Genomic DNA, 24242 nt, shown 5'->3' on the forward strand with positions numbered 1-24242 from the left:
ACATTAAAGATACTTTGTTATAAATTAAGATCAAAATATTGTATTAGATAATAGGTGATGGAATGGAATTACTAGTAACAACAATACAATCTCCTCCCTGCGAAATAGAAGAATTAGCACAAGAAATAGCGAAAAAATTACAAGTTCCTTTAATCCCTCGGGATCGTTATTCAATTACCGCACTAAAAAACAACTATCAAGTTGAAAATATAATTGTCATTACGAAAAATGGCCCGATTGTCCATACAATAGGCGGTGAGTATTTTTTTCATTTAAATATGGCTGAATTGCGAATAGAAAATCTAAAAAATGGTAAAAATGACCATATGATAGCTGCTATGTCATTATCTGCAGGTATGTCAGTGTTAGATTGTACATTAGGATTAGCTACGGATGCAGTTGTTGCCAGTTTTACAGTTGGTCAGACAGGGAAGGTCATTGGTATTGAAGCTTCACCTATTCTTGCCTTTGTTGCAAGTTACGGTTTACAACATTTTACCCATGAGAAAGAAGATGTTAATCAGGCATTACGTCGTATTCAAGTGAAAAGTAAACATTGTCATGACGTTCTTATTAATTTACCTGATAATAGCTTTGATGTTGTATTCTTTGATCCTATGTTTCGTCAGCCGATTTATAGTAGTTCAAACTTAAAACCTTTGCGTTATTTGGCTGATAATAGTCCCATAGCAGAAAGTACTTTTGCAGAGGCCTGCCGAGTAGCAAGAAAAAGGGTAGTTATTAAAGAAGCATTGCACAATAATGAGTTTGATCGTTTAGGCATTACTGCTATTTACGGTGGAAAATATAGTAGTATTCAATATGGTGTTATTAAGGTGGAGAACTAAATTATGGAAAAGCTGATTGCTGTCATAGGACCAACTGCTGTAGGTAAAACGAAAGTGAGCATTGAGCTTGCAAAAATCTTGAATACTGAGATTATCTCTGGTGATTCGATGTTGGTTTATAAAGACATGAATATTGGAACTGCTAAGCCTTCTAGTGACGAACGATCTAATATAACTCATCATCTAATTGACATTTTGGAACCCCAGGCAGATTTTAGTGTAGTTGATTTCACAGTGCTTGCCAGCCAACACATTACGAATATAAATCAAAAAGGAGTAATACCTATTTTAGCAGGTGGTACAGGATTGTATGTAAAGGCCTTATTGGAAGGCTATCAATTTAATCCTACGCCTAGTGATGAAAAATTGCGTATACAATTAGATGATTTAGCAAAAAAAAATGGTAATCAATATCTTCATGATCGATTAGCAGCAGTATCCCCAGATACAGCTGCACGTTTGCATCCTAATGATTTACGTCGTATCATTCGTGCTTTAGAGATCTATTATCTTAGTGGTGAAACCGTATCCCAAAATAAGCTGATGGAGCAGCATATACTTTTATATGATACTGTTGTTATTGGGCTTACGATGGAGCGAAAATTATTATATGAAAGGATTAATCAACGAGTTGATTTAATGATGTCTCAGGGATTGGTAAATGAAGTTGAAAAATTGTTGAACCGTGGTATATCAGCTAACTGCCAGGCGATGCAAGGTATTGGCTATAAAGAAATTGTTAAATACTTGCAAAAAGAAATCGATTTAGCTACCGCGATTGGCAGCATTAAACAAGCTACAAGAAATTTTGCCAAACGTCAATTAACTTGGTATCGGAAGATGCCATATATTATCTGGTTTGATGTGAAAAATTTCGATACAACAAATGAGATGATGGAAACTATTTACAAAGAAATTGCAGGAAAACGTATCCTTAGAATCGAATCATAAAAATAAAAATAAAAATCGGAGGGGTTTAACTATGCTAAATAAAGCTATTAACTTACAAGATAGTTTTCTAAACCAAATCCGCAAAGAAAACAATCTGCCTGTAATTATTTATCTTATTAACGGTTTCCAATTGAGAGGTGTCGTTAAAGGGTTTGATAACTTTACTGTAATTATAGAAAATGATGGTAAACAGCAATTGGTATACAAACATGCCATATCGACGATTACGCCTCTGAGATCATTATCATCAACTTCTCATGAAAAAAAAGAAGATAATAAATCAGATAAATTACTATAAAATAAAAAAATTCTAGGCAAATGCCTAGAATTTTTTTATCACCGTTTAATTGCATTTTGAGTATAATGTATATCATCTATAACCATAGGGTGGGGTGTGATTTAAATGACCTATGTTTATCCACAAGATGTTTTTACAGCTGTTGGAAATGGCGAAATTTCACCGACTCAGGCATTTAAGTCTTTGCGAGAGTTAGATAATATAACTGCTCATCATACTAAGGTCGATAATCGGCAAAAGCGAATAGAAGAAATCTTATATGAATTAGACCATTTAATAGGATTGTCAGAAGTGAAAAAATTAGTTAGAGAGATTTACGCATTTATTGAAATTCAGCGTCGCCGCGTGCAGGAAAAATTAAATACGGAGCCATTAGTACTACATATGATCTTTAAGGGAAATCCAGGTACAGGGAAAACCACTGTTGCTAGGCTTCTTGGGCAAATATTTCGTGAGATTGGAGTATTACAACGTGGTCATCTGATTGAGGTTGAGAGAGCTGATTTGGTTGGAGAATACATTGGGCATACAGCCCAAAAAACTCGAGAACAATTAAAAAAAGCATATGGCGGCATCTTATTTATTGATGAAGCATATTCCTTAGCCCGAGGCGGTGAAAAAGATTTCGGTAAAGAATCTATTGATGTATTGGTAGAAACTAGTATGCAATAACCTAAAGAGAAAATGCATATACAATATGGTACAATGGATTTTATAAAAACTTCAAATCAATCGTAAATTCAGGCTTACTATTCTTGGCGTAGGTAATGTCAATTCGTTCAACATCTACTTTATCGAGTACAGCACGCATAGCAATCTTTCGCTCTTCCTCAGAGTAATACTGAGTATCTTTAAAGTATTTTTTTAGATTCATTGCAATGTCTGTGGGGCTAGTTTGAGGTGTAAGAAGATTCAATTCATCATTCAAGCATTTTTTTGTAATTTCAATGTCAATAAGTTGCCTGTTGATCTCATCTAACTGTTTTTCGGCATCACTGCTATTAATAATTTCATGACGAAACCATCGCATAATGGTTTCCTTTTGGATGCTTATTTTTTTTTCATTCTCCTTTAATCTTACTAAATTATTTTTAATCTTTACTGTTGCAATAGGATTTCCAATATTTTGTGCATATTGATCGATTAATTCGGGGTTTTTCGCCAACTCATGTAACTTATCCCATACCAATTCATCTAGTATAACCGCAGGGATACGTCTAGCTGTACATTTATCATTTTCTAAGTACAAATAGGATGTGCTAACTTGTGTTAAACAAGCATAATAGCTGACTGGATTATTGCTATTCCCCGAATGTTTGATAGTCATTTTTCTGCCGCAGCGTGCACAGCAGACTAGACCATTTAAAAGATAATCATTTTTTAAATTCCTTTTTGCTAAATCCTTATTCAATTGTAACTGTTTTTGTGCAGAGTGCCAGGTGAGTTCATCGACAATAGGAGGTACTTGAATAGGGATCCATTCAGATTCCGGTCGAATTTCAATTGTACGAGTGTTAAAACCTGTCTTGGTAGATTTGTGCTTCATACTATAAATAACGCCTCTATAGGCTGTATTCGTAAGTATGCGGTGTATGCTGGAGACAATCCAACGATTACCACGGGGAGCGGGGATACCTTCATTGTTCAACTCTTTGCTGATCAAGGCGGTACCCATTTTACTGTTGATACACAAATCAAATATTTGGCGTATAATAGCAGCTTGATCCTCATTTATAATATACATACTGTTAGCTTTATCATAGTCATATCCAAAACAGCGCCCATTGTTTACAAGCTTACCTTGACGAGCCTTTCCCTTTTTACCGCGGGTTGTACGTTCTTTGATTTTCTCTTTTTCATAAGCGGATATGGCGCCTCGCATGGAGTAAAATAATTTTCCTTCAGGGGATGCTTCGAAGGTAACGGAGACAAACAGCAGCTTTGCTCCGGATTTTTCTATTTCATCCGTAATAATAAGTTGGTGAGCTAGGTTTCTGGCCAAACGATCAGGATCGTATATAACAACTATATCAAATTCTCTTCTTTCTAATCCATCACGTAGTTGGGTGAGGGCAGGGCGATCAATATATTCCCCGCTATAACCATCGTCAATAAACTCTACGAAAGTTGTTGCCCCCAATTCACTTGCTTTCTGACGGTTTTCCGACAACTGAGTCTCAAGAGAGTATCCCTTTTCTGCTTGATCGGCTGTAGACACACGAATATAAAGTGCTGCAATCATATATATGGGCCTCCTATCCGTAACAAGGTTGATATCATATTAACCTCTAATTATTTAAAACAATTAGAACAGCGTGAGTTAAGTTTATTCACTAATGCCATTACTTGAAAAAAGAGATATGCTTTTTATTTTGGTAACCATCACTTTTAATTAAGAATAGAGAACAATACGTATTTTACCATGATATTACAATATTGGAATTTATATTATAGAATTAAAGAAGATGTGATGAATTATTTGTTAGCATAAAAGAACCAGTATGATCCACTCTACAGCCAATACTGATCTTACATACTTATAAGCCGAATTTCATCTACCTGTAAGAATTGCCCAACTTGTACTGGTCTTTGCTCGATTGCTAAAGATCTCTCGCAATCTCTTTACAACGAACTTCCTATACTGGAACAGCCTTAAACTTGCATAGATTCCTTTTCTTAAGAACTAATACAATAATGTCAATTTTTAGCAGGAATTAGCAAATTAAAAAGAGAAAGTAGCCATAATTCACTTTAAAGTAGTTATGGCTTTATCATTTTTAGTGAAGATGGAGTAGAGCGCAAGGCTATCGACATATAATTGAACGTTAGAAGATAATGATGAAATTACGTTTCTTGATTTAGTACATTGCGCACTAACTACGGAGGTTACAGATAATGTTTCGAATTAATACATTAAAGAAGAAGCTTGTTATTGGAGTATTCATCGCTTTTATTTGTCCTTATATGATCAGTAGTGTAAGCATTGTTGAATTTATTAAAGATGATGTAAAAAATAATTTTATTAAATTGTCTGATCAACAGATTGATAATGTTGATTCAACAATTTCTAACGACATAATCAATCCCGCTTACTATGCAATCGATGTTTTATGCCGTGAAGATAGCACGAAACGATTGATGGAAACAATTGATAATCATGTGATTGTATCGCCAACGGAACTTGATATAAGCCACTATCAATCTCTCGTATCTTACTATAAAACCCAACAATATATGGATGCTATTGGTATTGCCAGTGAAAATGGAGGATATTTTATTTATCCTGGTGCGAGTGATGATTTTTCACAATATGATCCGCGAAGAAGGGAGTGGTATCAAGCAGCAATTAATAAACATAGGCAACCAAATCTCAATGGGCCTTATCATCGCCTATCAGGGCTTTTGATATTATCTGTATCGCAAGCGGTGCTTGATCATGAAGGCAACATCATTGGTGTTATGTTTTTGGGGTGGGATTTACAGAATTTTCAACATCAAATTGAGCAATATAAATTGGGCAAAACAGGCTTCATGATGGTGCTAGACCAAAATAATAAATTTATCGTTAGTCCTAAAAATCACAGTTGGTTGTCGAAACAACCAATTGATTTAGGGTTATTTGATTTAGAGCAACTAGAAAGTAAAACCGATGGAATGCATGAGGTTATGCTAAATGGTACAAAGAAATATATTCGTATAAAAATTACCGATACTGGCTGGAAAATTATATCGGTGATTGATGCTGACGAATTGTCAGAGCAAATCTTTAATGTTATCAAAAAAATTATTGGTATTTTTGTCATCACCTTACTTATTGTTGTACTGGCCATCGGCATGTTGGCAAAATCATTTACTACTTCTATTGAATCACTTTCTGAAGTTGCGACATCAATTACGCAAGGAAACCGGATAGTGCATTTTAATATTAAACGAAATGATGAAATTGGAACACTTGCCAATAGTATCAAGCAGATGGTAAAAGAGTTGTTTAAACAGGAGAGAGAATTTAAAACTTTAATTGAAAATACACAAGATGGTATTAGCCGTATTGATAAAAATTTACGATATGTTTATGTAAATCCTGCCATGCAGAATTTATTTGGTGTGCCTGTCAAATCTTTTATGGGGAAAACGATGAATGATATATTGCCCGACCAAAATTGGATACAGGCAATAACGGTAAGTGAACAGCAGGTTTTTAATACAGGGTTAGAGGTAATCGTTCTTCAAGAGTATCGCCGATTCAATGGAGACACTAGTTACATCCATGTTCATGTCATTCCAGAGTTTGATCAAAGTAATCAAGTTGAAACTATTTTATGCGTGTTTCGTGATGTTACCCAGCTAAAAGACATGGAAAAAGCAGTTGCCCGAGCTAATAGCTTAAACCTGGTAGGAGAGATGGCAGCTGGAATTGCCCATGAAGTGCGTAATCCAATGGCTGCCGTTCGTGGATATCTCCAATTTCTTTCATTAAAAGATGTTGGAGTGAAATATAGTGAACAATTTAAGACGATGATAGAAGAGATTGATAATGCGAATGCAATTATTAAAGAATTTTTGGCACTTGCAAAAGACTGTACAATCGATTTAAATAGAATTGATCTCAATTCCATTATCGAAGCGGTTTTCCCTCTATTGTTAGCAGATGCTAGGATGATAGATAAAGACATTGTTACCAATCTACAGCCTTTACCAATGTTATTATTAGATGAAAAACAGATTCGTCAGCTTCTGTTTAATTTAGTCCGTAATGGGCAAGACGCGATGATGATGAAATCCCACGGCGTCGTAACTATTAGCACCTCGGTACGTAATCAGGAAGTAGTTTTAGCCATCAAAGATGAAGGAGCCGGCATTAGTCAACATGTTATCGATAAGATTGGAATTCCTTTTATCACCACAAAAGATACTGGGACAGGACTTGGTCTTGCAATATGCTATAGTATTGCCCAACGTCATAATGCACGCATCGAGTTTGTCACTAGCACGCATGGAACGATTTTTTATGTTTCATTTACAATTGTGTAAGTTCTATTATTAGTTAATTTCTCCCTTTTTTTATATACTCTAATTAGATTATATAAAAAGAGGTGTAAGCTAATGAACTACCATATTTGTTCTTTGAACCAAACTCATTTCACGCAGATTATGGATTTACAAAAAATTGTTGCCGAGCATTTAACTAGACCTGACTTACTTAATCTTAAGAATGATGAATTGATTTACGCAAGGCTAAAAATCCCAAACAGCGTCATAGGGGCATACGATGGAGGAAATTTAATTGGCTATCACGTTATGAACATGGTTGATTTAACAAAAGAATTGATCAATATTGATGTAAGCTGGCTACCTGGCACAGTTACGAGAATCACTAAATTAGGACCGACTGCAGTACATCCAGCGCATCGCGGCAAGCAATTAATTGCCGCGATGGGATTGGTTCAGTTTGATATTATTCGGCAAAGTGATTATTATCATGCAATTGCCACTGTTTCACCCTATAACTACCCTAGTCTTAAGTTCTTGTTTTCCCAAGGGTATCAATTGATTCATATTATCGTAGCCTATGCTGGAATGCTTCGCTTCGTCCTTTTTCGTAACTTTCGGGAAGATATACAAGAAGAGCAATATACATTGAGAGTATCACATGAGAATATTGATACGCAGCAATTGCTCCTTGCAAAGCACTTTCATGGATACGGAATTTGCAAGACTGACAAGGGACATGATATTATCTATGGTTACACAGAGTAACGGATCGTGATGTAGGTTCCTCCGAAATTGGGTGGAGAAGTGAATTGAAGCTAATAACTATAGATTCCGATACGGACGTGATTCCCATGATGCCATACAAGCCATCTTTATTGGTATAGTATATAAGCCTAAATCATCTTAAATGCAGAGATTGCCAAAAATCTTTTGACAATCCGTAAGCGTCAAACAACCAAGTGGATAGTTTTCAAGCTAACTCCATGAGATAATATTTCCAAATTAGAGTTTTTCAAGTTTTTAGAGTTGCTTGAAAAACTCCAAGGAGGAGTTATCTTGGATACTCAAAAAATCAAGCAGACTTACCGATTAAATCAATGGACTGACATTGTCCGGCAATGCCGTAGTAGTGGGCAAACTGTTGCTGCTTTTTGTAAAGAACAGAATTTGAAGCCCCAAAGTTATTACTATTGGTTAAAACTTGTTCGTGAAGCTGCCTGCAAAGCACTTCCTGTCATTAGCAACGATACAAACATGATTGTTCCTCTTACGTTTAGAGAACCACCGACTTGCTCAAGTAAGTCGGTGGTAACTTCAAAAATCACACTGCATTATGGAGATTTCTCCTTAGATTTGGAGGAAAATACTTCACCTCTTTTTATTGAAAATACAATTCGCACTTTGATGAGCCTTCAAGAAAAACAATCATGCTAGGAGATATCTCAAAAGCTGAACAGATCTATATTGCCACTGGCTATACGGACATGCGCAAATCGATTGATGGTCTCTGCGCTATTGTGCAACAAAATTTTCAAATGAATCCATTTCAGAAAAACCTTTTTCTTTTCAGCGGCAGAAAACATGATCGTTTAAAAATTCTATACTGGGAAGGCGATGGATTTTTACTTTTATATAAAAGGCTAGAAGGCGGAAAATTTCAATGGCCCAAAGATGCGCAAGCAGCTCGCTCAATCTCAATACAAGAATTCCGCTGGCTCTTAGAAGGCCTCTCTATTGATCAACCCAAAGCTGTAAAGAAAGTAACCATAGCTAAAGTTATATAAAATAAAACGTCGATAAACCCTTGATTTTACTGGGATTATCGACGTTTTCATGGTATAATAAGGATATAAGAAACGTGAAGGAATTATCATTATTATGAGCATAACGATACCAGAATCACCATTAGAAAATCGCATAGCTCAATTAGAATTAGAGAACAAACGTCTGCATGATACGGTTGCCTATTTGACACGCCAACTCTTCGGCAGAAGCTCTGAAAAAACAACGGCTTTATTTGATGGACAACTCTCTCTTTTTGATGAAGCAGAAATAGAGGCTAAGAAAAAAGCTCCTGAACCTGATCTAAAGGATGTCGAGAGTTACCGTCGTAAAACATTCAAAGGTCAGCGTGAAAAACTATTAGAAAATCTTCCCCATACCAAACGCCTTTGTACACTAGTAGCCGAAGACCGTTTCTGCGAAATATGTGAGACACCATTGGTATCTGTTGGTGAAGAATTTGTACGTACTGAAATTGAATTCATTCCAGCAAAAGTTATTGTCATCGATTATTACCGTGAAACCTTTGAATGTAGAAAATGTCGTAAAGATGGCCGCGAATACATGGAAAAATCCCCGATGCCATCTCCTGTATTACAGCATTCCATGGCATCACCATCCACAATTGCTTGGGTTATGCATCAAAAGTTCGTCAATGCACTCCCACTTTATCGACAGGAAAAAGAATGGCTCTCGATGGGGGTCGCGCTCAGTCGTGCAACAATGGCAAACTGGATCATGGTTGCCTCGAGGGATTGGCTAATGCCAATCCTGAATCGGATGCATCAAGAAATGATTCAACAAACTCATTTGCATGCAGATGAAACTACCGTTCAAGTCATGAACGAAAAAGACCGGAAGAATACCACAGTTTCCTACATGTGGGTATATTCTACCGGCCAATATTGCAAGACGCCAATACGGATATTCGACTATCAACCAGGAAGACATGGGAAATATCCACAGAAATTCCTGACAGGATTCAAAGGGTATCTCCATACGGATGCTTATTCTGGTTACAATAAAGTACCAGGTATTACACGATGTTTTTGCTGGACGCACCTACGTAGGAATTTTGTAGATGCTCTTCCTAGTGATATCCAAAGTCCGGAATCAACGATTCCACAGCAAGGCATTTTATATATCAATAAACTTTTTGAATTGGAAAAGGGACTTGAATCCTTTAACTCCGAAGAACGAAAAGCACAGCGTCTGAAGCAGGAAATACCTGTTTTAGACGCCTTTTGGTTATGGATTGATTCTATCAAAGGTCAGATTCTGCCTAAATCAAAGTTAGGATCTGCAGTGAATTATGCCTTAAACCAAAAGGATGGGTTGATGAATTACCTTAAAGATGGTAACTGCTCTATTTCTAACAATTTGGCTGAAAACAGTATTCGTCCCTTTACCATAGGACGCAAAAATTGGCTATTCAGTGGCAGCCCCAAAGGCGCAGCCGCTAGTGCTGCTGTTTACAGCATCATTGAAACTGCAAAAGCCAATGGATTAGATCCTTATAAATATTTGCACTTCATTTTAAATAATCTTCCTGGAGCACAGTTCCATCGGTATCCTGAACTTCTAGAAGATTATTTACCGTGGAATCCAGAAGTTCAACAAATTTGTAAATAATGAAGCAACCACTAGAGTATATCTCAGTGGTTGCTATTTTTCTACCCACCTAGTTGTTTTACGCTTACGACAATCCACACATAAATGCACAGCCTGCCCATTTAAATAATGGAGTAAGGCTGTGCTTATTTCTTTTTCAGACTAGATCATAATGTCATTGTAATCAAGCATTATTATCTAAACTAAGTTCTAAGTTGTTAAAATTGTAAAGCGGACAATCATATCCAGCATAAACTGTATCGGGCAACGATTTGAATAGGAGGCGAAGATTTTGGAAAGTACACAAAAGGTCAATCGATCTAAAATATCGCCAGAAAAACTAAAAGAAATAAAAGTGCATTGGAGGATGTTAAATCAACCAACTCAAGAAGCGCTGGAGAATTACAATCGGATTTTAGCAAAGGCTCAACTTAGAGTTTATCATCAAGTATTTGGAAGCAAATAGCCGGTACTCCGGCTGTAAACAAAGTGGACAGGCAGTGATATAAGGTGGACTGACTTACGTTGATGCCTGGTTTTGGGAGTCCAAGCCGATGCGTTTTTATCGATGATTATTGATGCGGTGAAGCTGGTTGTTAGTCGATTTGGTGTAGTGCTTGTCATTAGTCACGTTATGGCTGCTCTGGAATCCTTTGAGTAAAAGATATTCTTTAAGCCTTAGGATGAGTCCTTGGAAGTATTGGTGGTATAGCTCAGAGACTCTTTCATTTACTGCTAAAACGAAGACCATTCCACCATAAAGCAAAAACGGGGTAATAAAAGATAAGGTGCCCAGCACCTTATCTAAAGTGACAATATCTATCAATTATTTACCTCCTGTAAAAGTCAAGATAGAACAGTATATGCGGAAGGTAATAAAATGATTCCTATTAAGATCCTGTTCTCGTCAGATTGCTCAAAATGCCGTAGGAGTGAATTTGTAACAGTCGATAAGCCAAAGCCAGCTCGTGTGCTAGCTGAATGTAGCTGTAAGCAGAGGGAGGCTTGATATAGCCTAAATAAGATCATCATTATATTTTATTCCTGGGAAATATTAGGATATGTGTATATAATAATAACTTCACTTTCACACTAAAGGGATGATTGTGGGACCATGTATATATGGTGGTTGGTTAATGGATGATGTGGAGAATACTGCTCTTATTGCCAGCAGCGATAAGACACTGTTAACAATGGTGCTTGGTCTAAGATGTCGACCGTGATTACAAAGATTCATGTCAATTGGTTAGATAAAAAAAGAACAAGACCAGCTCCGTTGATGGTCTTGTTCAGGAGAATATGTACAGGCTCCATTGTTATGGTCACCTGTTGGAAGAGGAAAATGTGCACAGTCATATTATTGCCAATTAAGGCATAGGATATACGCGGAAGGAGTAAGCACTGTCATGAATGCTGCTAAGCATACCTAGGAATGCTTAGATAATAGTAGAATTATGACTAGTCAATTCATGAAGTAACTGATTCCGAACAGAAGCTAAGAGGAGATGGCGTTGAGAATGAAGCAGCTTATTCTAATGTTGGCTATAGTGGCAATGCAATATACAGTGAACTCTGGTGACACACTTCAGTCTATGCTGAACAATATTGCCAGGGGGATGACCCACGTCAAGTTGCGGAGTTTCGCGAAGGAATCAGGGAACTGAATTATGGCGTGATTGGTGAGAGTGATGTGTGGGAGGGGCTAGTTTTAGAAATAAATCGATGGATGTGAATGAAGTTTTATAGTAAGATAGTTCATCTTGACAGCTTTTCGAAATGAAAGATCTTATGATACATATAAAATAGTAAAAATAATATCCAGTCAGCTACATAAGAGTACCAAAAAGTCCATCCATGGTGATGAGCCATGTGTCCTGTATTGATATGAATGTATTCAATAAGCACTGCGAATAACGTCCATGGGAAAATGTAAGTAAATAGATCTAAAAGTCGCTGCCTTTTTGGAAGCCATTGGATATAGAGATAAGTAACAACAGCGTATATTTCAAAATCGTCTAAGAGTACCATAATAATCTTAGGGTGATTTCCGTAATACTCCCAATATGTTATATGAAAATTTGTAAAGTGATCACTTATTACCCCTAATAATGAAGCAAAAATACTTACGGGCGCTATTTCTCTCCAACGTGCTTTATCAGCAAAGATTAGCCAACAAGTCCAAGAGACAAGAAAACGCATATAAAAGAAATCCAAATTAAAGGCTCCCTATAAAAACGATTATGGTAATTACTCTTATTATTTGGATAATTATTGAAAAATATCCAATAAAGTAACAGAAAACTGAAAAGGAGATAATAGATTATTAACTAAGTTCGCAGCTGAAGAGCCGTAAGTGCGGCTATGAATTAGCTTGCACAACAGAGTTTAAAAGAAAAGGATAGATATAAACTAAGCTAACGACATTGGAATAAAAAGGAGCCCCAGGGCTGTTTTAACATAAAACAAGTCATATAATTATTACTCGCTCATAAAATTTATTAAAGTATTATGTGTGGAGGGATAATATGGAATTTATTGTTAGTACTTTATTAGCAGTATTTGCTTACTTGGATGGTTTGAGAACAAAAAAACAATTACTAGCAGCAATTAATTCAAACTATGTAAATCGTCTAGAAGAAGCAATTAATGATTTACAAACACAAGATCAACAATTATTAAAAGATATTCAGCAAGAATTAATTCAAAAAGGACAACTTGATTTAGCTGAAAAAATAAATACGATTCTAAGTAGTAATTTTAAAGTATCTCCTGAATCATTCATCATCCTTAAATCATATTCAAATAGTGAGCAGTTATATAAATTAACTATGAGTAGTGGCTTGCTATCGCTCAAATAGACAGCTTTATAATCATAAGCAATTAAATGGATCAGTCATTAATACGGCTAAAAAAGGTGTCTATAACCCAACTTATAAAAATGAAAAGACAGAAGGTATACGCTACCATTGAAATTTAATTTTAAGACATAGAAGGATATAGTAAATTCAGGCACTGGCGGTATAACGGGACAAACTTGTCCGGACGATGGTGATTATCTAGACATTTTTGATGTAAACTTAAATGGCCTTTTAGGGCGGTTTTCTTAGGCAAAAAAATAAACCACGTCTTGGTGGAACGTGGTTGCAAGAGGTAATGCTTTGGTGGATTTGTTTAGAAAAATTAACAACTAGAAGAAAAATCGTTATCGCAACAGAAAAATAATAAAATAATAATTATAATAATTATACAGCCGGAACCGCCGAAGCCATTGCGACCGCCTCCAAAACCTAGACCCATAAGTACTCCTCCTTTATCGTCGATTAATATATTGTATGATAGCTAAACAAAAGAGGTGAGTATCATGTGAAGATAAAATGCTCGTCGAATAAAATATAGATCGGTGCTGTTGCTAATTTATAATTAGAAATTACCTTTGGTATACCTTTAGAATACCTTTAGTAAATATAAAATATGAATTCAAGGAACCTGTACATTCTTGTTTATACAAGTGATAATTAAGTTAATTTAGTCTGAAATGAGCATCTCTGATGGGGTGCTATTTTCTTTGAAAACTTACCAATTGCTACAGGACCAAAAAAGTAAAATGAAGATGATAATTATAAAAATAAACCAAATACCCCAACCATTATAGAAATTCATAAATATTCCTCCAATCTTTAATTGATTTTCTCTGATTAATCTATTTTATTCAAAAAAAACATAAGAGGTGCATTATTGTAAAGATAGATCTATGAAAGGATTTGTAGTTTATTTCAAGAATTATGTTTCTTGAGAAGACAATATAAATGGAGGAATAAATATGAAACCAAAGTGGCTTAATTGGGCTAAGCAATTGCAATCACTTGCACAAGCAGGATTGACATATTCAAAGGATAAGTATGATATCGAAAGATTTCAACAGATTAGAAATTTATCAGTAGAGATATTGAGTGAATATACTGGGATCAGCAATGAAAAAATAGAGGACTTATTCTGCAATGAAATAGGATATCAAACACCTAAAATCGACATAAGAGGGGCTATTTTTAAAGAAAATAAGATATTGTTAGTTAAAGAAAGTGTTGATGGCTGTTGGTCGATGCCTGGTGGTTGGGCAGAATTTAATTTATCAATTAAAGAAAATATAATAAAGGAAGCAAGAGAAGAAGCAGGATTAAATGTGGTTCCCAAGAGATTAATAGCGGTATTAGACAGAAATAAACATAATGAACCTGTATCTGCTTATGGAATATATAAGATATTCGTACTTTGTGAGTTGATAGATGGTGCTTTTGAAAAAAATATAGAAACTGAAGAAAGTGGTTTCTTTTCTTTAGCAGACTTACCTCCATTATCTGTAGAGAGAAACACAAAAAAACAAATCGAGATGTGCTTTAACTCTAAATCAAATGATAAATTTTTTACAATATTTGATTAGACAAATTTAATAATAACAACGCCATGTAGCTGGCAATATCTAAAAGCAAAAAAGAGCTGAGTAACATCAGCTCTTTTTATTACTAACTTGGCATTTGGGATGAAGTCATCATTTTTATTTTTAGCTTGTGTATCATCATGGGCAGGCAAGTTCATTTATTTGATGATATGACAAATGGTTCATAGAACGAAAATGAGAACAACTCCCTAGACTATGTGCTTAGGGAGTTATTTGCTTATACATATATTTACGTATTAATGCAAGTAATTATTTTACAGGTCTTTATATAGATGTCTTTGTAAAATCAATGGAAGATCATAAAGAGGAACTAATCTTAATTTTAGCTGGTTATCAAAAAGAAATGGAATTTTTCTTACAGACCAATCCTGGTTTACGGTCTCGATTTCCAATACATATCGATTTTCCAGACTATAACCAACAAGAGCTTTTACATATAGCAGAGCAACTATGTGCTAAGCGGCAGTATACCTTACCGGCAGATACTAAAACATTATTATTAAAATTATTACTACAACACAGTAGTAATAACGACAATTTTGGTAATGCTCGGACTGTTCGTAATATGATTGAAAGAGCAATTCGTCATCAAGCTGTTAGATTAATGTCAAAAACGAGTATTACCAGGCAAGAACTAATACTAATTGAACCTGTTGATTTAAAGGAGGTAAAGGAGTGAGGGAGCTTACTGTAGTTGGCAGGCCAAATTCGGGTAAAACGATGTTTACTCTTAATTTTGCCTCTTATATTGGAATAAAAACAGTAGATGTGACCTTCCGTACATACGATGATTTAATCACATGCCGACATTTTTCTATTGAAGATGCGAAGAAAGAGCTTTGTAGTAGTACAATGCATAAGACAAAATCCTTACAATCATTAATTCTTAAAATTACTCTTGGAAAAACAACAGTAAATTTCAAACTTACAGATACTTGTGGGATTGGAGAAAAAATACATCAAGAAGAAAAAATTCGTCGTGGCATGGCCCAGACAATTGGTTTAATGCGCTGTGCAGATTTTATTTTTCATGTTATTGATTTATCCTATATTACTAAAGAATATATAAATAATCCTAGCACTATCGATCGCGAGATATATAACTATGGTTTATTTCGCAATTCATATGCAATCTTGGCAAACAAGGTAGATATACCTTTTGCTAAAGAGAACCTTACTCAACTATCTTCGATATTTCCAAAAGCTACGATTATTCCGATATCCGCATTGTTGAGCGAAGGTTTAAAAGAGGTGAAGACCTGTGTTGCACGCAATGTGTGAATTTATCAGTATAATGTTTTCTGTGATACTTTCTGCCATTGCAATTAAATTAGCTGATGATTATTTAGATCAAGATATGGATAAATCTGAAAAGAATTTCGCAACCGCGCTAGGAAAAGGCGGTATGCTATATGGCATGCTATCAATGGCTTTGGCAGCAAGTCTAAATACTTCGATAAGCATGTCCTTATTTCTTGCTAGTTACATAATTGGTATGTTTCATGATCTGAAAAATCATTTTCCAAGCCGGCTCAATGGATTTCAAGAGTCAGTTTTAATATTTATAGTGGGTATTTTCCTGTTAGGATGGAAGATGATATTCTTCTCAATTTTTTTTGTTATATCCATACAATTAATAGACGATTATATAGATGATTTTAGAGATGAGTTAATCGGGCACCGTAATTGGGCTCACCACCTTGGTAGAGTGGAGTGTTTTTTATTATTTCTATTAACTTTATTAATTTCTTGGCTAATTAACGAGGAAATATTTCCTGCGGTGTTCTTGGGCGCCGTAGTATCCTATAGTATAATATTGTATTATCAGAAAGGGAGATTATAATGCTATGGACAGGAATAATTATGGTAATTGCGCTATTAAGTGGATACATATGGGGTAAACGCGATGGAATGATATCTGTCAATCACCAAAGTTTAGTAAACGTTCCTTTATTATTAAGACAACAATCATTAGAAAAAGGCTATTGTATCTTATGTCATGAACCTAAAAAGAAACGTATTATTCACAAAATAAATGGACAAAAAGGTCGACGTATTTGAATTTCTTAGTAATTATTGATAGTAAAAAGAGGAATTTATTAGGTGAGTATATAATATAAGGACATATCACATTATTCTACAAAATATTCACAATTAGAATGTTTAATATTTAAATAATTTATTATGGTGGGGTTTGATGCAATATATCATAATTACGTCATTATCCATAGTCATTTCGGCATATCTTATATACGTGTTAACGAATAAGCTATTAAATATTCGACTAAATGTAAAACCTCTTATTTTATGTGTGTGTTGTGCGCTTTTAGTCAATATTATTCTGCCACGTATTATTATTGGATTTGTTGGTGTAGTAGGAACTGTGGGCATATTAACGATCACTACAATTGTCTTTGCAGTTAGCATTGCACAGTATAATGAAAAAATTAAATTGTATTCTGAAGAAAATAAAGGAGAGTCTGAAACAAAAGATATAACAAAGGATACTGAACCTTCAGAATATGGATTGTTATGGAAAAAGCCAGAAATCATAATAGCTGCAGCTGTACCAATACCTATTATAGCTAGCTCTTCGGTAAGAAGTGTGACAAATAAGACTGATATTGAATCTGAGTCAAAAGAAAAGTCTGTGATGCTAAAGGAAGATGATGCTAATAATGTAATGGCATTGGAAACTGAAGTGTTATCTGTTGATCTAGCAGTTACAGTAGATCAGCTAGATCCTATTTCCACAGAGAAACAAATTGACAAGAGTGAAGAAGAGGTCTATGAGCTGAAAGATGAAAATCGGAATGAGGAGAATAGTGAGATGGTACAAGTTGAAGATGAATTACAGGTACCCATTAATGTGTTTGACTCTTCTTCAAAGGATTTAGATGGTTTAATTGATTCTGCGTTTATATATAAAGAACAGCGCAATTTTATCCAAGCCCTTAAGGTTTTTCGCCAAGCTTTGATGTTATATCCTGATAGTGAAGCAGCACCATTTTTAGTAATGGAAATTGGCACTATATTAAAAAATAGTGGTCAATATAATGAAGCAATTCACGTTTTTTGTGAGGGCAGAAAGCTTCCAGGAGTACAAAAAAATACTATGTTTGATTTGGAATTCATTAAAACAATTGCCTATTTACGTATAATAAAGAATATTTTAATCCAGAATCGCTTAGGGGATATCTCTTTTAAAAATATTCCGGGGACTGTATTAAAAGAAATTGATTCTGAATTTCGCGAGTGGCGAAATTCTACGTGAAATTTCTAAATAGCACAATTAGGATGGATAAAAATAAATGATGAATTTCCGTTAATGTTATATTTCATACTTACATAGAATTAAACAAATAAATATTTAGCAAACTCATCCAAAGGTGGGGACGCAAAGCTATGGGTCTAAGGGACTTTATATCCTATGATTGCCAAGTTGCCGATTCAATGAAGAATTGTAATTAGCACAGTGCATTATAGGTAGGTGCTATTTTTTATATAGTTTTCTAAATTAATGACTAGATTAGTAACTTATAGTTAATAAAGCAGGAATTTTAGATTAATTACTAATGCAGAGGTAAAATGCTCTTGGCGAAGTGGGAAAAGTGCTATAAATAAGGTTAAGAATTTGACTAACTGCTTCGATGAATGATAAGAGGATATTAAATGATAAATAAGGAGCGCTATTCATGAAAAAAAGTGTTGAAATTATTGGATTGCCAGTTATTAGCATCGTTGAAGGTACAGAGCTTGGAACAGTTAAAAGTCTTCTTATTAATCCGGTAGATGGATCTGTAACGATACTAATTGATGATTCCAAATGGTATTGGGGAGCCAAATTTTTGCCTTTGGCAGCTGCTACTGGATTAGGAGAATATGCAATAACAATAGAGAATAGTGATGCAATATTAACGTTAACAGATGCACCGGAAGTTGAGAAGTTAATTGTGGCTGATCTAAAAATTATTGGTACTAAAGTGCTGACTAAAAATGGTCGAATCCAAGGTAAAGTTACGGAGTTTTTTGTTGATAATTCAGGAAAAATTGTATCTTGTGAAATAGAAGATCTTAATGGTGGAATTACGAGCATTGAGGCAAAGCAAATTTTAACTTTTGGTAAAGATGTACTTTTTGTTTCAGATGATCATGAAACGGTAGCAGAAAGTTCAGCAGCTACTAATATTGCAATATCCACAGTAAGCACTTCTGCAGTTTCTGAAGTAAAACCACCTGTTATTCAAGTTAAAGAACCAGATGATGCAAAGGTAGCTGCTAGTGATGATTCTGCTAGAAAGTTTGACGAAAAAAATCGTAAATACTTACTTGGTAAAAAAGCTAGTCGCCGTATTGAAACTGATAATGGCTTGTTAATTATAGAAGAAGGTGGTGAAATTACTGAGGAAGTTTTGCAAAAAGCAAAATTAACAGGTAGTTTTGTAGAATTAACAATGAATATCCAATAAAATAAAAATCAATATCTCTCCAATTATGGTGGTTTTATTATCATGTTACGAACAAATCCCCGCTATTGGCGGGGATTTGCTCTCTTGCTAGCTAATCGAATAATTGGAATGGAGTTACTAACTATGAAAATTACAATAAATCAACGTGCTAAAAATATAATGCTTTTTCTTAGCATTATTATATTATTTAGCTTAACTGGATTCATTGCCACCACTACTGCGTTTGATGTCAGTGATAGTATCTATGAAGGTGTTTTCATCGGCGATATTCCTGTGGGGGGATTATCAATTGATGAAGCAAAAAGTGAAATTATTATAAATATCAAAAATCAAACAGCTAATTCACCAAGTTATTTAACGTATAAGACGCAAAAATGGCCGATTTATGCAAATGACATTGATCTAGAAATCAATGCAGATGATCTTGCGCAGCAAGCTTATAATATCGGTCGTCTTGGCAATATAGCTAAACGTTTACAAGAAAAAATTATAGCTGTAAATTATGGATATACGATTCCGTTGTCTTTACATTATAATCATGTTAAGTTAGAAGCAATTCTTAATACAATTGCAGATTCTATCAATAGTAACCCCGAAGATGCTTTACTGATATATCAAAATTCGAATGTTAATATTCAGCCTGAAAAAAATGGTCATAAAGTTGATTTAGAAAAAAACTGGCTTGATTTAAATGCTATTATACATACTCGTATTCCTTTTACTCTTGAATTAACGGTTAATGAAATAACTCCTAAAATTTTATCGAAGGATTTAGCTGAAGTTGATAGTTTACTTTCTATATATACCACAGAGTTTGATCCTGATAATGAAAACCGTTCTAAAAATATTAGCCTTGCTGCCAAGAATGTGAATCACATTTTAGTTCGTCCCAATGACGTTTTTTCTTTTAATAATAATGTAGGGGAACGTCTATCGGAGAATGGTTACAAGGAAGCTCCCGTTCTCATTGATGGTAAACTAGTTTTGGATTGGGGTGGAGGTGTATGCCAAGTAAGTAGTACTTTATATAACGCAGTGTTATTGGCGAATATGAGTATTGAAGAACGAACATCACATTTTCGCCCGCCAGCCTATGTCCCTTTAGGGCAAGATGCTGCTGTTGCTGATAACCTTTTGGATTTTAAATTTAAAAATACAACAGATTCTAATATTTATATTACGACAGAGATTCTAGACAGGGAGATTATCGTTCAAATTTTCGGAAAAAATAATCCTACTCTTTCAGATATACGGATTATCGGTACGAATAAAAAAGTATTAGAACCTAATACGATTATTAAGCAAGATCCCACTCTTGAATTAGGAAGCCAAGTAGTAGAGTACGCAGGAGAGAAAGGCTTTCAGATTACGACTTATAGGATTGCATTTGCTAATGGACAAGAAGTTAAACGAGAACATTTGGCTTATGATGAATTTAAGGCGGAGGATAGAATAGTGCGTATTGGTACTAAAATGTTATCGAATCAGTTAACCAAGTAATGAATAAAAAGTAATACTTTCTGTTTAGCAAGCGGAAGGCATTACTTTTTATTATATTTTGTGCATAACAACAAAAGGAGCTATTAATAATAAGAAAGCTAGGAAAGATACCTTTTCCTATTTGTCTGTGGTAATATGTAGTATAATCAGTAGTGGCCCTGAAAAAAGTATATTACTAGACGATTTGTTATCTTAATCGAGCTAGCAAAATGGAATAGGATCGAAGGAGCGTGAAATAATTGACAACTATATATGGAGATGTCAATGGTATACGAAAAAGTATTATTAATAGGCTGGAAGAATTATATGAATTTACTATTCCTTTTGGGCAAGTCATAACAAATGAATTAGCACAAAAATTGATCGATTTGACAGATGACCTAAATCGCGAACTTGTTGTATATATTACCAGAAAAGGACAAGTTACTTGTGTAGCAGTTGGCGATGTCTATACCGTAATATTGCCGGAAGTTGATGGTCGGCGTTCTGTCAATCGATTAAGTGGTATTCGTTGTATTCATACTCACCCTAGTGGCGAGACAGAACTTAGTGGGGTGGATATAGCTTCATTAAAGGAAATGCGTTTTGATCTAATGGCTGCACTGGGACGCAAGGATGAGATGATACAAGCAAGCTTTGGTATTATTACCAATATTGAAAATGATCAATTTAATACTCAAATGATTGGTCCTTTGTCCATTGATGAATTTATAGAGTTGGATATTACATATTTAACTGCACAAATTGAGCGCCAACTCGATTTAAATACTAAAACGAGTGCTATTGCAGAACCTGAAAGAGCTCTATTGGTTGGGGTGGAGAGGCAAGGAAAGTGGCGAATTACTGACTCATTAAAGGAATTGGCTCAATTAGCAGAGACAGCTGGTGCGGAAGTATTAGGTATGACGTGGCAAAAGAGGGATCGACCAGATTCAGCTTTATTTATTGGACGTGGAAAAGTGCAGGAGATTAGTTTGCTGCGTCAGGAAAAGAATGTAAATCTCATTATTTTTGATGATGAGTTATCACCTGCACAGCAACGCAATCTTGAAAAAGCCTTGGGTATTAAAGTTTTAGATCGTACGGCGCTAATTCTAGATATTTTTGCACAGCGTGCTCGATCTCATGAAGGGAAGTTGCAGGTTGAATTAGCTCAGCTTCGCTATAATTTACCAAGATTAGGTGGACAAGGATTAGTATTATCTCGGTTAGGCGGTGGTATTGGTACTAGAGGTCCTGGCGAAACCAAGCTTGAAGTCGATAGACGTCGAATCAGAGAACGCGTAAGTGACATCACAAAACAAATTGAATATATAAAAAAACAACGTAATTTGCATCGTAAACGTAGAGAAACTACTCGCATCCCTACGATCGCTTTAGTTGGCTATACAAATGCAGGAAAATCAACCTTGCTCAACCTGCTTACAGCATCGGAAGTGCTGGCCGAGGATAAATTGTTTGCAACCCTTGATCCAACAACTAGGAACATTACGTTAACCAATGGCCAGCAAGCCTTAATTACTGATACAGTTGGCTTTATACAAAAGCTGCCGCATCAATTAATTGCTGCATTTCGTGCAACCTTAGAGGAAGTTGTACAAGCTGATATTCTTCTGCATGTTGTTGATGTTAGCCATCCTCAATACCAAGAACAAAGCCATGCTGTTTTTCAGGTTTTACACGAATTGAATGTAGATATAAAACAATTAATTACAATTTTTAATAAGGCAGATAAAGTAGAGGATTCGAATAGTGTAAGTGCTCTTTTAAAAACAGAAAATAGTGTTATGATTTCTGCTTTGCATGGTCATGGTATTGAAGGACTATTATTATTAATTGAAAATGCTATAAAGCAGAAAACCATTGAAATGCATTTGTTGATACCTTATGACGAAAGTAATGTAATAGCCAAGCTATATGATATATCAAATGTTCATTCTACGGAGTATCGTGAAGATGGCATCTATGTAAGTATTTCACTGTCTCCAGACCAAACTAATTATTTTAATCGATATGCTATAGGAGTAGAACAAGAATGACTATATTTAGTAAAGAAATATTAGAAATACGTAAACAAGCATTACAGCAGGCATCCTCTTTATTTGCTCGAGTGGATGAAATATCCGAAAAAAATACTACTAGAGTTCTAGAAATATTTCGTAACCACAGAGTATCTGATTATCACTTTCGTACTACCTCGGGTTATGCCTATAACGATGCTGGGCGAGAGAAGCTAGAAGAGGTTTGGGCTGACATTTGTGGAGCAGAAAAAGCCTTAGTGCGTACTCAATTTGTATCTGGGACCCATGCATTGGCTACTGTACTTTTTGGTTTACTGCGTCCTGGACATGAGCTGTTATCCCTTACAGGAGCGCCTTATGATACCATGCAGACCGTTATTGGGCATACTTGTTCCTCGTCTGGTTCTTTAAAAGAATTTGGTATCGGTTATTCAGAGCTTCCTATGATTGATAGTGGAGTGGATATAAAGAATATTGCTAAAGCTATGAAACCTAATACTAAAATGGTTTTGATTCAAAGGTCGCGAGGATATAGTATGCGAGCGCCTTTAACTATCGATGACATCAAAGAATTATGCACTTACATAAAGAAAATTAATCCTGAATGTATATGTTTTGTTGACAATTGCTATGGTGAGTTTGTTGATATCTTAGAACCAACTGCTGTGGGTGCTGATATTATGGCGGGTTCATTAATTAAGAATCCTGGGGGTGGTATTGCTCCAACAGGCGGATATATAGTCGGAAAAAAAGAATTGGTTGAACAAACAGCTTATCGAATGACTGCGCCAGGTATTGGAAGTGAGTTAGGTGCGTCACTTGTTGATAATCGTCTTTTATTCCAAGGAATGTTTATGGCGTCACACACTACAGCCCAAGCTGTTAAGGGAGCTATATTTGCTTCCGTATTTTTTTCATTGTTAGGTTATAAGACATTACCTCTTCCTAATGAAGAACGTAGTGATATTATTCAAGCGATTCAACTTGACTCTCCAGAAAAATTAATAGCATTTTGTCAGGGAATCCAAAAATATTCTCCGATAGATGCCCATGTACGACCAGAGCCTAGTGCGATGCCAGGGTACCAGGATGCGATTATTATGGCTGCAGGTACCTTTGTGCAAGGTGCATCGATTGAGTTAAGTGCTGATGGTCCTTTGCGTCCACCGTACATCGTCTACTTACAGGGTGGATTAACTTTAGAACATGCTATCGTTGGGACTATGGGAGCTGCTGCTGAAATATTAAAAATAAAAAAGTGAATATAAATAAGCAAAAGGCAACTACCTACTTAAATAGGTAGTTGCCTTTTGC

The 24242-nt window shown here is 35.3% G+C and carries 23 protein-coding genes and 1 riboswitch; of the genes, 21 read left to right on the plus strand and 2 right to left on the minus strand.

The annotated features are described in order from the left end of the window. Positions 1–62: 62 nt before the first annotated feature. The 4 genes from FR7_RS11620 (at position 63) to FR7_RS11635 (ending at position 2769) form a co-directional block, all read left to right on the plus strand. Positions 63–848: a class I SAM-dependent methyltransferase gene (locus tag FR7_RS11620; protein ID WP_007934338.1), complete on the plus strand. Its 786-nt coding sequence runs from the start codon at positions 63–65 to the stop codon at positions 846–848. A gap of 3 nt (positions 849–851) precedes the next feature. Then, positions 852–1799 carry a tRNA (adenosine(37)-N6)-dimethylallyltransferase MiaA gene (gene miaA / locus FR7_RS11625; RefSeq protein WP_007934336.1) on the plus strand — a complete coding sequence of 316 codons (948 nt, stop codon included), beginning with the start codon at positions 852–854 and terminating at the stop codon, positions 1797–1799. Positions 1800–1830: 31 nt separating this feature from the next. Beyond that, positions 1831–2097 (plus strand): RNA chaperone Hfq, encoded by a 267-nt coding sequence (hfq, locus tag FR7_RS11630; RefSeq protein ID WP_007934334.1) that lies wholly within the window; start codon positions 1831–1833, stop codon positions 2095–2097. A gap of 105 nt (positions 2098–2202) precedes the next feature. After that, complete coding sequence (locus FR7_RS11635) at positions 2203–2769, plus strand: AAA family ATPase (RefSeq protein ID WP_007934332.1); 567 nt, start codon at positions 2203–2205, stop codon at positions 2767–2769. A gap of 40 nt (positions 2770–2809) precedes the next feature. On the opposite strand, the gene FR7_RS11640 is transcribed toward FR7_RS11635, so the two are convergent. Next, on the minus strand, positions 2810–4339 hold the full coding sequence (locus tag FR7_RS11640; RefSeq protein WP_007934330.1) for a recombinase family protein: 1530 nt from the start codon (positions 4337–4339) through the stop codon (positions 2810–2812). A gap of 653 nt (positions 4340–4992) precedes the next feature. Between FR7_RS11640 and FR7_RS11645 the strand changes: the two genes are divergently transcribed. The 6 genes from FR7_RS11645 (at position 4993) to FR7_RS23850 (ending at position 10948) form a co-directional block, all read left to right on the plus strand. Continuing rightward, entirely contained in the window at positions 4993–7128 is a 2136-nt protein-coding gene (locus FR7_RS11645; RefSeq protein WP_007934328.1) for a PAS domain-containing sensor histidine kinase, read from the plus strand. Positions 7129–7200: 72 nt separating this feature from the next. Further along, positions 7201–7854, plus strand: a complete 654-nt coding sequence (locus FR7_RS11650; protein WP_007934326.1) for an N-acetyltransferase — start codon at positions 7201–7203, stop codon at positions 7852–7854. A gap of 291 nt (positions 7855–8145) precedes the next feature. Further along, positions 8146–8523 (plus strand): IS66 family insertion sequence element accessory protein TnpA, encoded by a 378-nt coding sequence (gene tnpA, locus FR7_RS11655; RefSeq protein WP_007936746.1) that lies wholly within the window; start codon positions 8146–8148, stop codon positions 8521–8523. Next, on the plus strand, positions 8517–8873 hold the full coding sequence (gene tnpB / locus FR7_RS11660) for an IS66 family insertion sequence element accessory protein TnpB (RefSeq protein ID WP_007936745.1): 357 nt from the start codon (positions 8517–8519) through the stop codon (positions 8871–8873). The genes tnpA and tnpB overlap by 7 nt, the downstream gene beginning before the upstream one ends. A 94-nt stretch (positions 8874–8967) precedes the next feature. Next, the gene (tnpC, locus tag FR7_RS11665) at positions 8968–10503 is read left to right on the plus strand and encodes an IS66 family transposase (protein ID WP_064448912.1); all 1536 of its coding nucleotides are present in this window, start codon (positions 8968–8970) and stop codon (positions 10501–10503) included. A 271-nt stretch (positions 10504–10774) separates the two neighbouring features. Continuing rightward, positions 10775–10948, plus strand: coding sequence for a hypothetical protein (locus tag FR7_RS23850; protein ID WP_007934317.1), 174 nt, complete (start codon positions 10775–10777; stop codon positions 10946–10948). Positions 10949–12237: 1289 nt separating this feature from the next. Here the strand turns inward: FR7_RS23850 and FR7_RS24580 are convergent. Beyond that, positions 12238–12681, minus strand: a complete 444-nt coding sequence (locus FR7_RS24580) for a CBO0543 family protein (protein ID WP_007941512.1) — start codon at positions 12679–12681, stop codon at positions 12238–12240. A gap of 326 nt (positions 12682–13007) precedes the next feature. Between FR7_RS24580 and FR7_RS11680 the strand changes: the two genes are divergently transcribed. From FR7_RS11680 to FR7_RS11730, 11 genes are all read left to right on the plus strand, one after another. Further along, complete coding sequence (locus FR7_RS11680) at positions 13008–13340, plus strand: hypothetical protein (RefSeq protein ID WP_007934307.1); 333 nt, start codon at positions 13008–13010, stop codon at positions 13338–13340. 962 nt (positions 13341–14302) lie between these two features. Continuing rightward, entirely contained in the window at positions 14303–14920 is a 618-nt protein-coding gene (locus tag FR7_RS11685; protein ID WP_007934305.1) for an NUDIX hydrolase N-terminal domain-containing protein, read from the plus strand. Between the two features lie 307 nt (positions 14921–15227). Next, entirely contained in the window at positions 15228–15617 is a 390-nt protein-coding gene (locus tag FR7_RS11690; protein ID WP_007934304.1) for an ATPase AAA, read from the plus strand. Continuing rightward, positions 15614–16219, plus strand: a complete 606-nt coding sequence (locus FR7_RS11695) for a GTPase domain-containing protein (RefSeq protein WP_007934303.1) — start codon at positions 15614–15616, stop codon at positions 16217–16219. The genes FR7_RS11690 and FR7_RS11695 overlap by 4 nt, the downstream gene beginning before the upstream one ends. After that, entirely contained in the window at positions 16212–16781 is a 570-nt protein-coding gene (locus FR7_RS11700) for a hypothetical protein (RefSeq protein WP_237715565.1), read from the plus strand. The genes FR7_RS11695 and FR7_RS11700 overlap by 8 nt, the downstream gene beginning before the upstream one ends. After that, on the plus strand, positions 16781–16999 hold the full coding sequence (locus FR7_RS11705; RefSeq protein ID WP_007934300.1) for a hypothetical protein: 219 nt from the start codon (positions 16781–16783) through the stop codon (positions 16997–16999). Before FR7_RS11700 ends, FR7_RS11705 begins: the two co-directional genes overlap by 1 nt. Positions 17000–17192: 193 nt before the next feature. After that, the gene (locus tag FR7_RS11710; protein ID WP_237715564.1) at positions 17193–18212 is read left to right on the plus strand and encodes a tetratricopeptide repeat protein; all 1020 of its coding nucleotides are present in this window, start codon (positions 17193–17195) and stop codon (positions 18210–18212) included. Between the two features lie 88 nt (positions 18213–18300). Further along, a riboswitch (cyclic di-GMP riboswitch) is annotated at positions 18301–18388 on the plus strand. A gap of 245 nt (positions 18389–18633) precedes the next feature. Beyond that, positions 18634–19407 (plus strand): PRC-barrel domain-containing protein, encoded by a 774-nt coding sequence (locus FR7_RS11715; RefSeq protein ID WP_007934296.1) that lies wholly within the window; start codon positions 18634–18636, stop codon positions 19405–19407. 123 nt (positions 19408–19530) lie between these two features. Next, positions 19531–20907 (plus strand): VanW family protein, encoded by a 1377-nt coding sequence (locus FR7_RS11720; protein ID WP_237714844.1) that lies wholly within the window; start codon positions 19531–19533, stop codon positions 20905–20907. Positions 20908–21146: 239 nt separating this feature from the next. Then, entirely contained in the window at positions 21147–22946 is a 1800-nt protein-coding gene (gene hflX, locus FR7_RS11725) for a GTPase HflX (protein ID WP_007934294.1), read from the plus strand. Beyond that, the gene (locus FR7_RS11730) at positions 22943–24190 is read left to right on the plus strand and encodes a methionine gamma-lyase family protein (RefSeq protein ID WP_007934293.1); all 1248 of its coding nucleotides are present in this window, start codon (positions 22943–22945) and stop codon (positions 24188–24190) included. The genes hflX and FR7_RS11730 overlap by 4 nt, the downstream gene beginning before the upstream one ends. Positions 24191–24242: the final 52 nt, after the last annotated feature.

Origin of the sequence: Pelosinus fermentans DSM 17108 (assembly GCF_000271485.2) — a bacterium.
In the GTDB taxonomy this organism is placed as follows: domain Bacteria; phylum Bacillota; class Negativicutes; order DSM-13327; family DSM-13327; genus Pelosinus; species Pelosinus fermentans.

Bases quoted from the DNA above. Each gene is read 5' to 3' on its own strand.
- FR7_RS11635 (WP_007934332.1), top strand. From the start codon at position 2,203: ATGACCTATGTTTATCCACAAGATGTTTTTACAGCTGTTGGAAATGGC.
- FR7_RS11715 (WP_007934296.1), top strand. From the start codon at position 18,634: ATGAAAAAAAGTGTTGAAATTATTGGATTGCCAGTTATTAGCATCGTT.
- FR7_RS11640 (WP_007934330.1), bottom strand. From the start codon at position 4,339: ATGATTGCAGCACTTTATATTCGTGTGTCTACAGCCGATCAAGCAGAA.
- FR7_RS11720 (WP_237714844.1), top strand. From the start codon at position 19,531: ATGAAAATTACAATAAATCAACGTGCTAAAAATATAATGCTTTTTCTT.
- FR7_RS11730 (WP_007934293.1), top strand. From the start codon at position 22,943: ATGACTATATTTAGTAAAGAAATATTAGAAATACGTAAACAAGCATTA.
- tnpB (WP_007936745.1), top strand. From the start codon at position 8,517: ATGCTAGGAGATATCTCAAAAGCTGAACAGATCTATATTGCCACTGGC.
- miaA (WP_007934336.1), top strand. From the start codon at position 852: ATGGAAAAGCTGATTGCTGTCATAGGACCAACTGCTGTAGGTAAAACG.
- tnpC (WP_064448912.1), top strand. From the start codon at position 8,968: ATGAGCATAACGATACCAGAATCACCATTAGAAAATCGCATAGCTCAA.
- FR7_RS11690 (WP_007934304.1), top strand. From the start codon at position 15,228: ATGGAAGATCATAAAGAGGAACTAATCTTAATTTTAGCTGGTTATCAA.
- FR7_RS11700 (WP_237715565.1), top strand. From the start codon at position 16,212: ATGTGTGAATTTATCAGTATAATGTTTTCTGTGATACTTTCTGCCATT.
- FR7_RS24580 (WP_007941512.1), bottom strand. From the start codon at position 12,681: ATGCGTTTTCTTGTCTCTTGGACTTGTTGGCTAATCTTTGCTGATAAA.
- FR7_RS11645 (WP_007934328.1), top strand. From the start codon at position 4,993: ATGTTTCGAATTAATACATTAAAGAAGAAGCTTGTTATTGGAGTATTC.
- FR7_RS11620 (WP_007934338.1), top strand. From the start codon at position 63: ATGGAATTACTAGTAACAACAATACAATCTCCTCCCTGCGAAATAGAA.
- FR7_RS11650 (WP_007934326.1), top strand. From the start codon at position 7,201: ATGAACTACCATATTTGTTCTTTGAACCAAACTCATTTCACGCAGATT.
- FR7_RS11685 (WP_007934305.1), top strand. From the start codon at position 14,303: ATGAAACCAAAGTGGCTTAATTGGGCTAAGCAATTGCAATCACTTGCA.
- FR7_RS11680 (WP_007934307.1), top strand. From the start codon at position 13,008: ATGGAATTTATTGTTAGTACTTTATTAGCAGTATTTGCTTACTTGGAT.
- FR7_RS11705 (WP_007934300.1), top strand. From the start codon at position 16,781: ATGCTATGGACAGGAATAATTATGGTAATTGCGCTATTAAGTGGATAC.
- hfq (WP_007934334.1), top strand. From the start codon at position 1,831: ATGCTAAATAAAGCTATTAACTTACAAGATAGTTTTCTAAACCAAATC.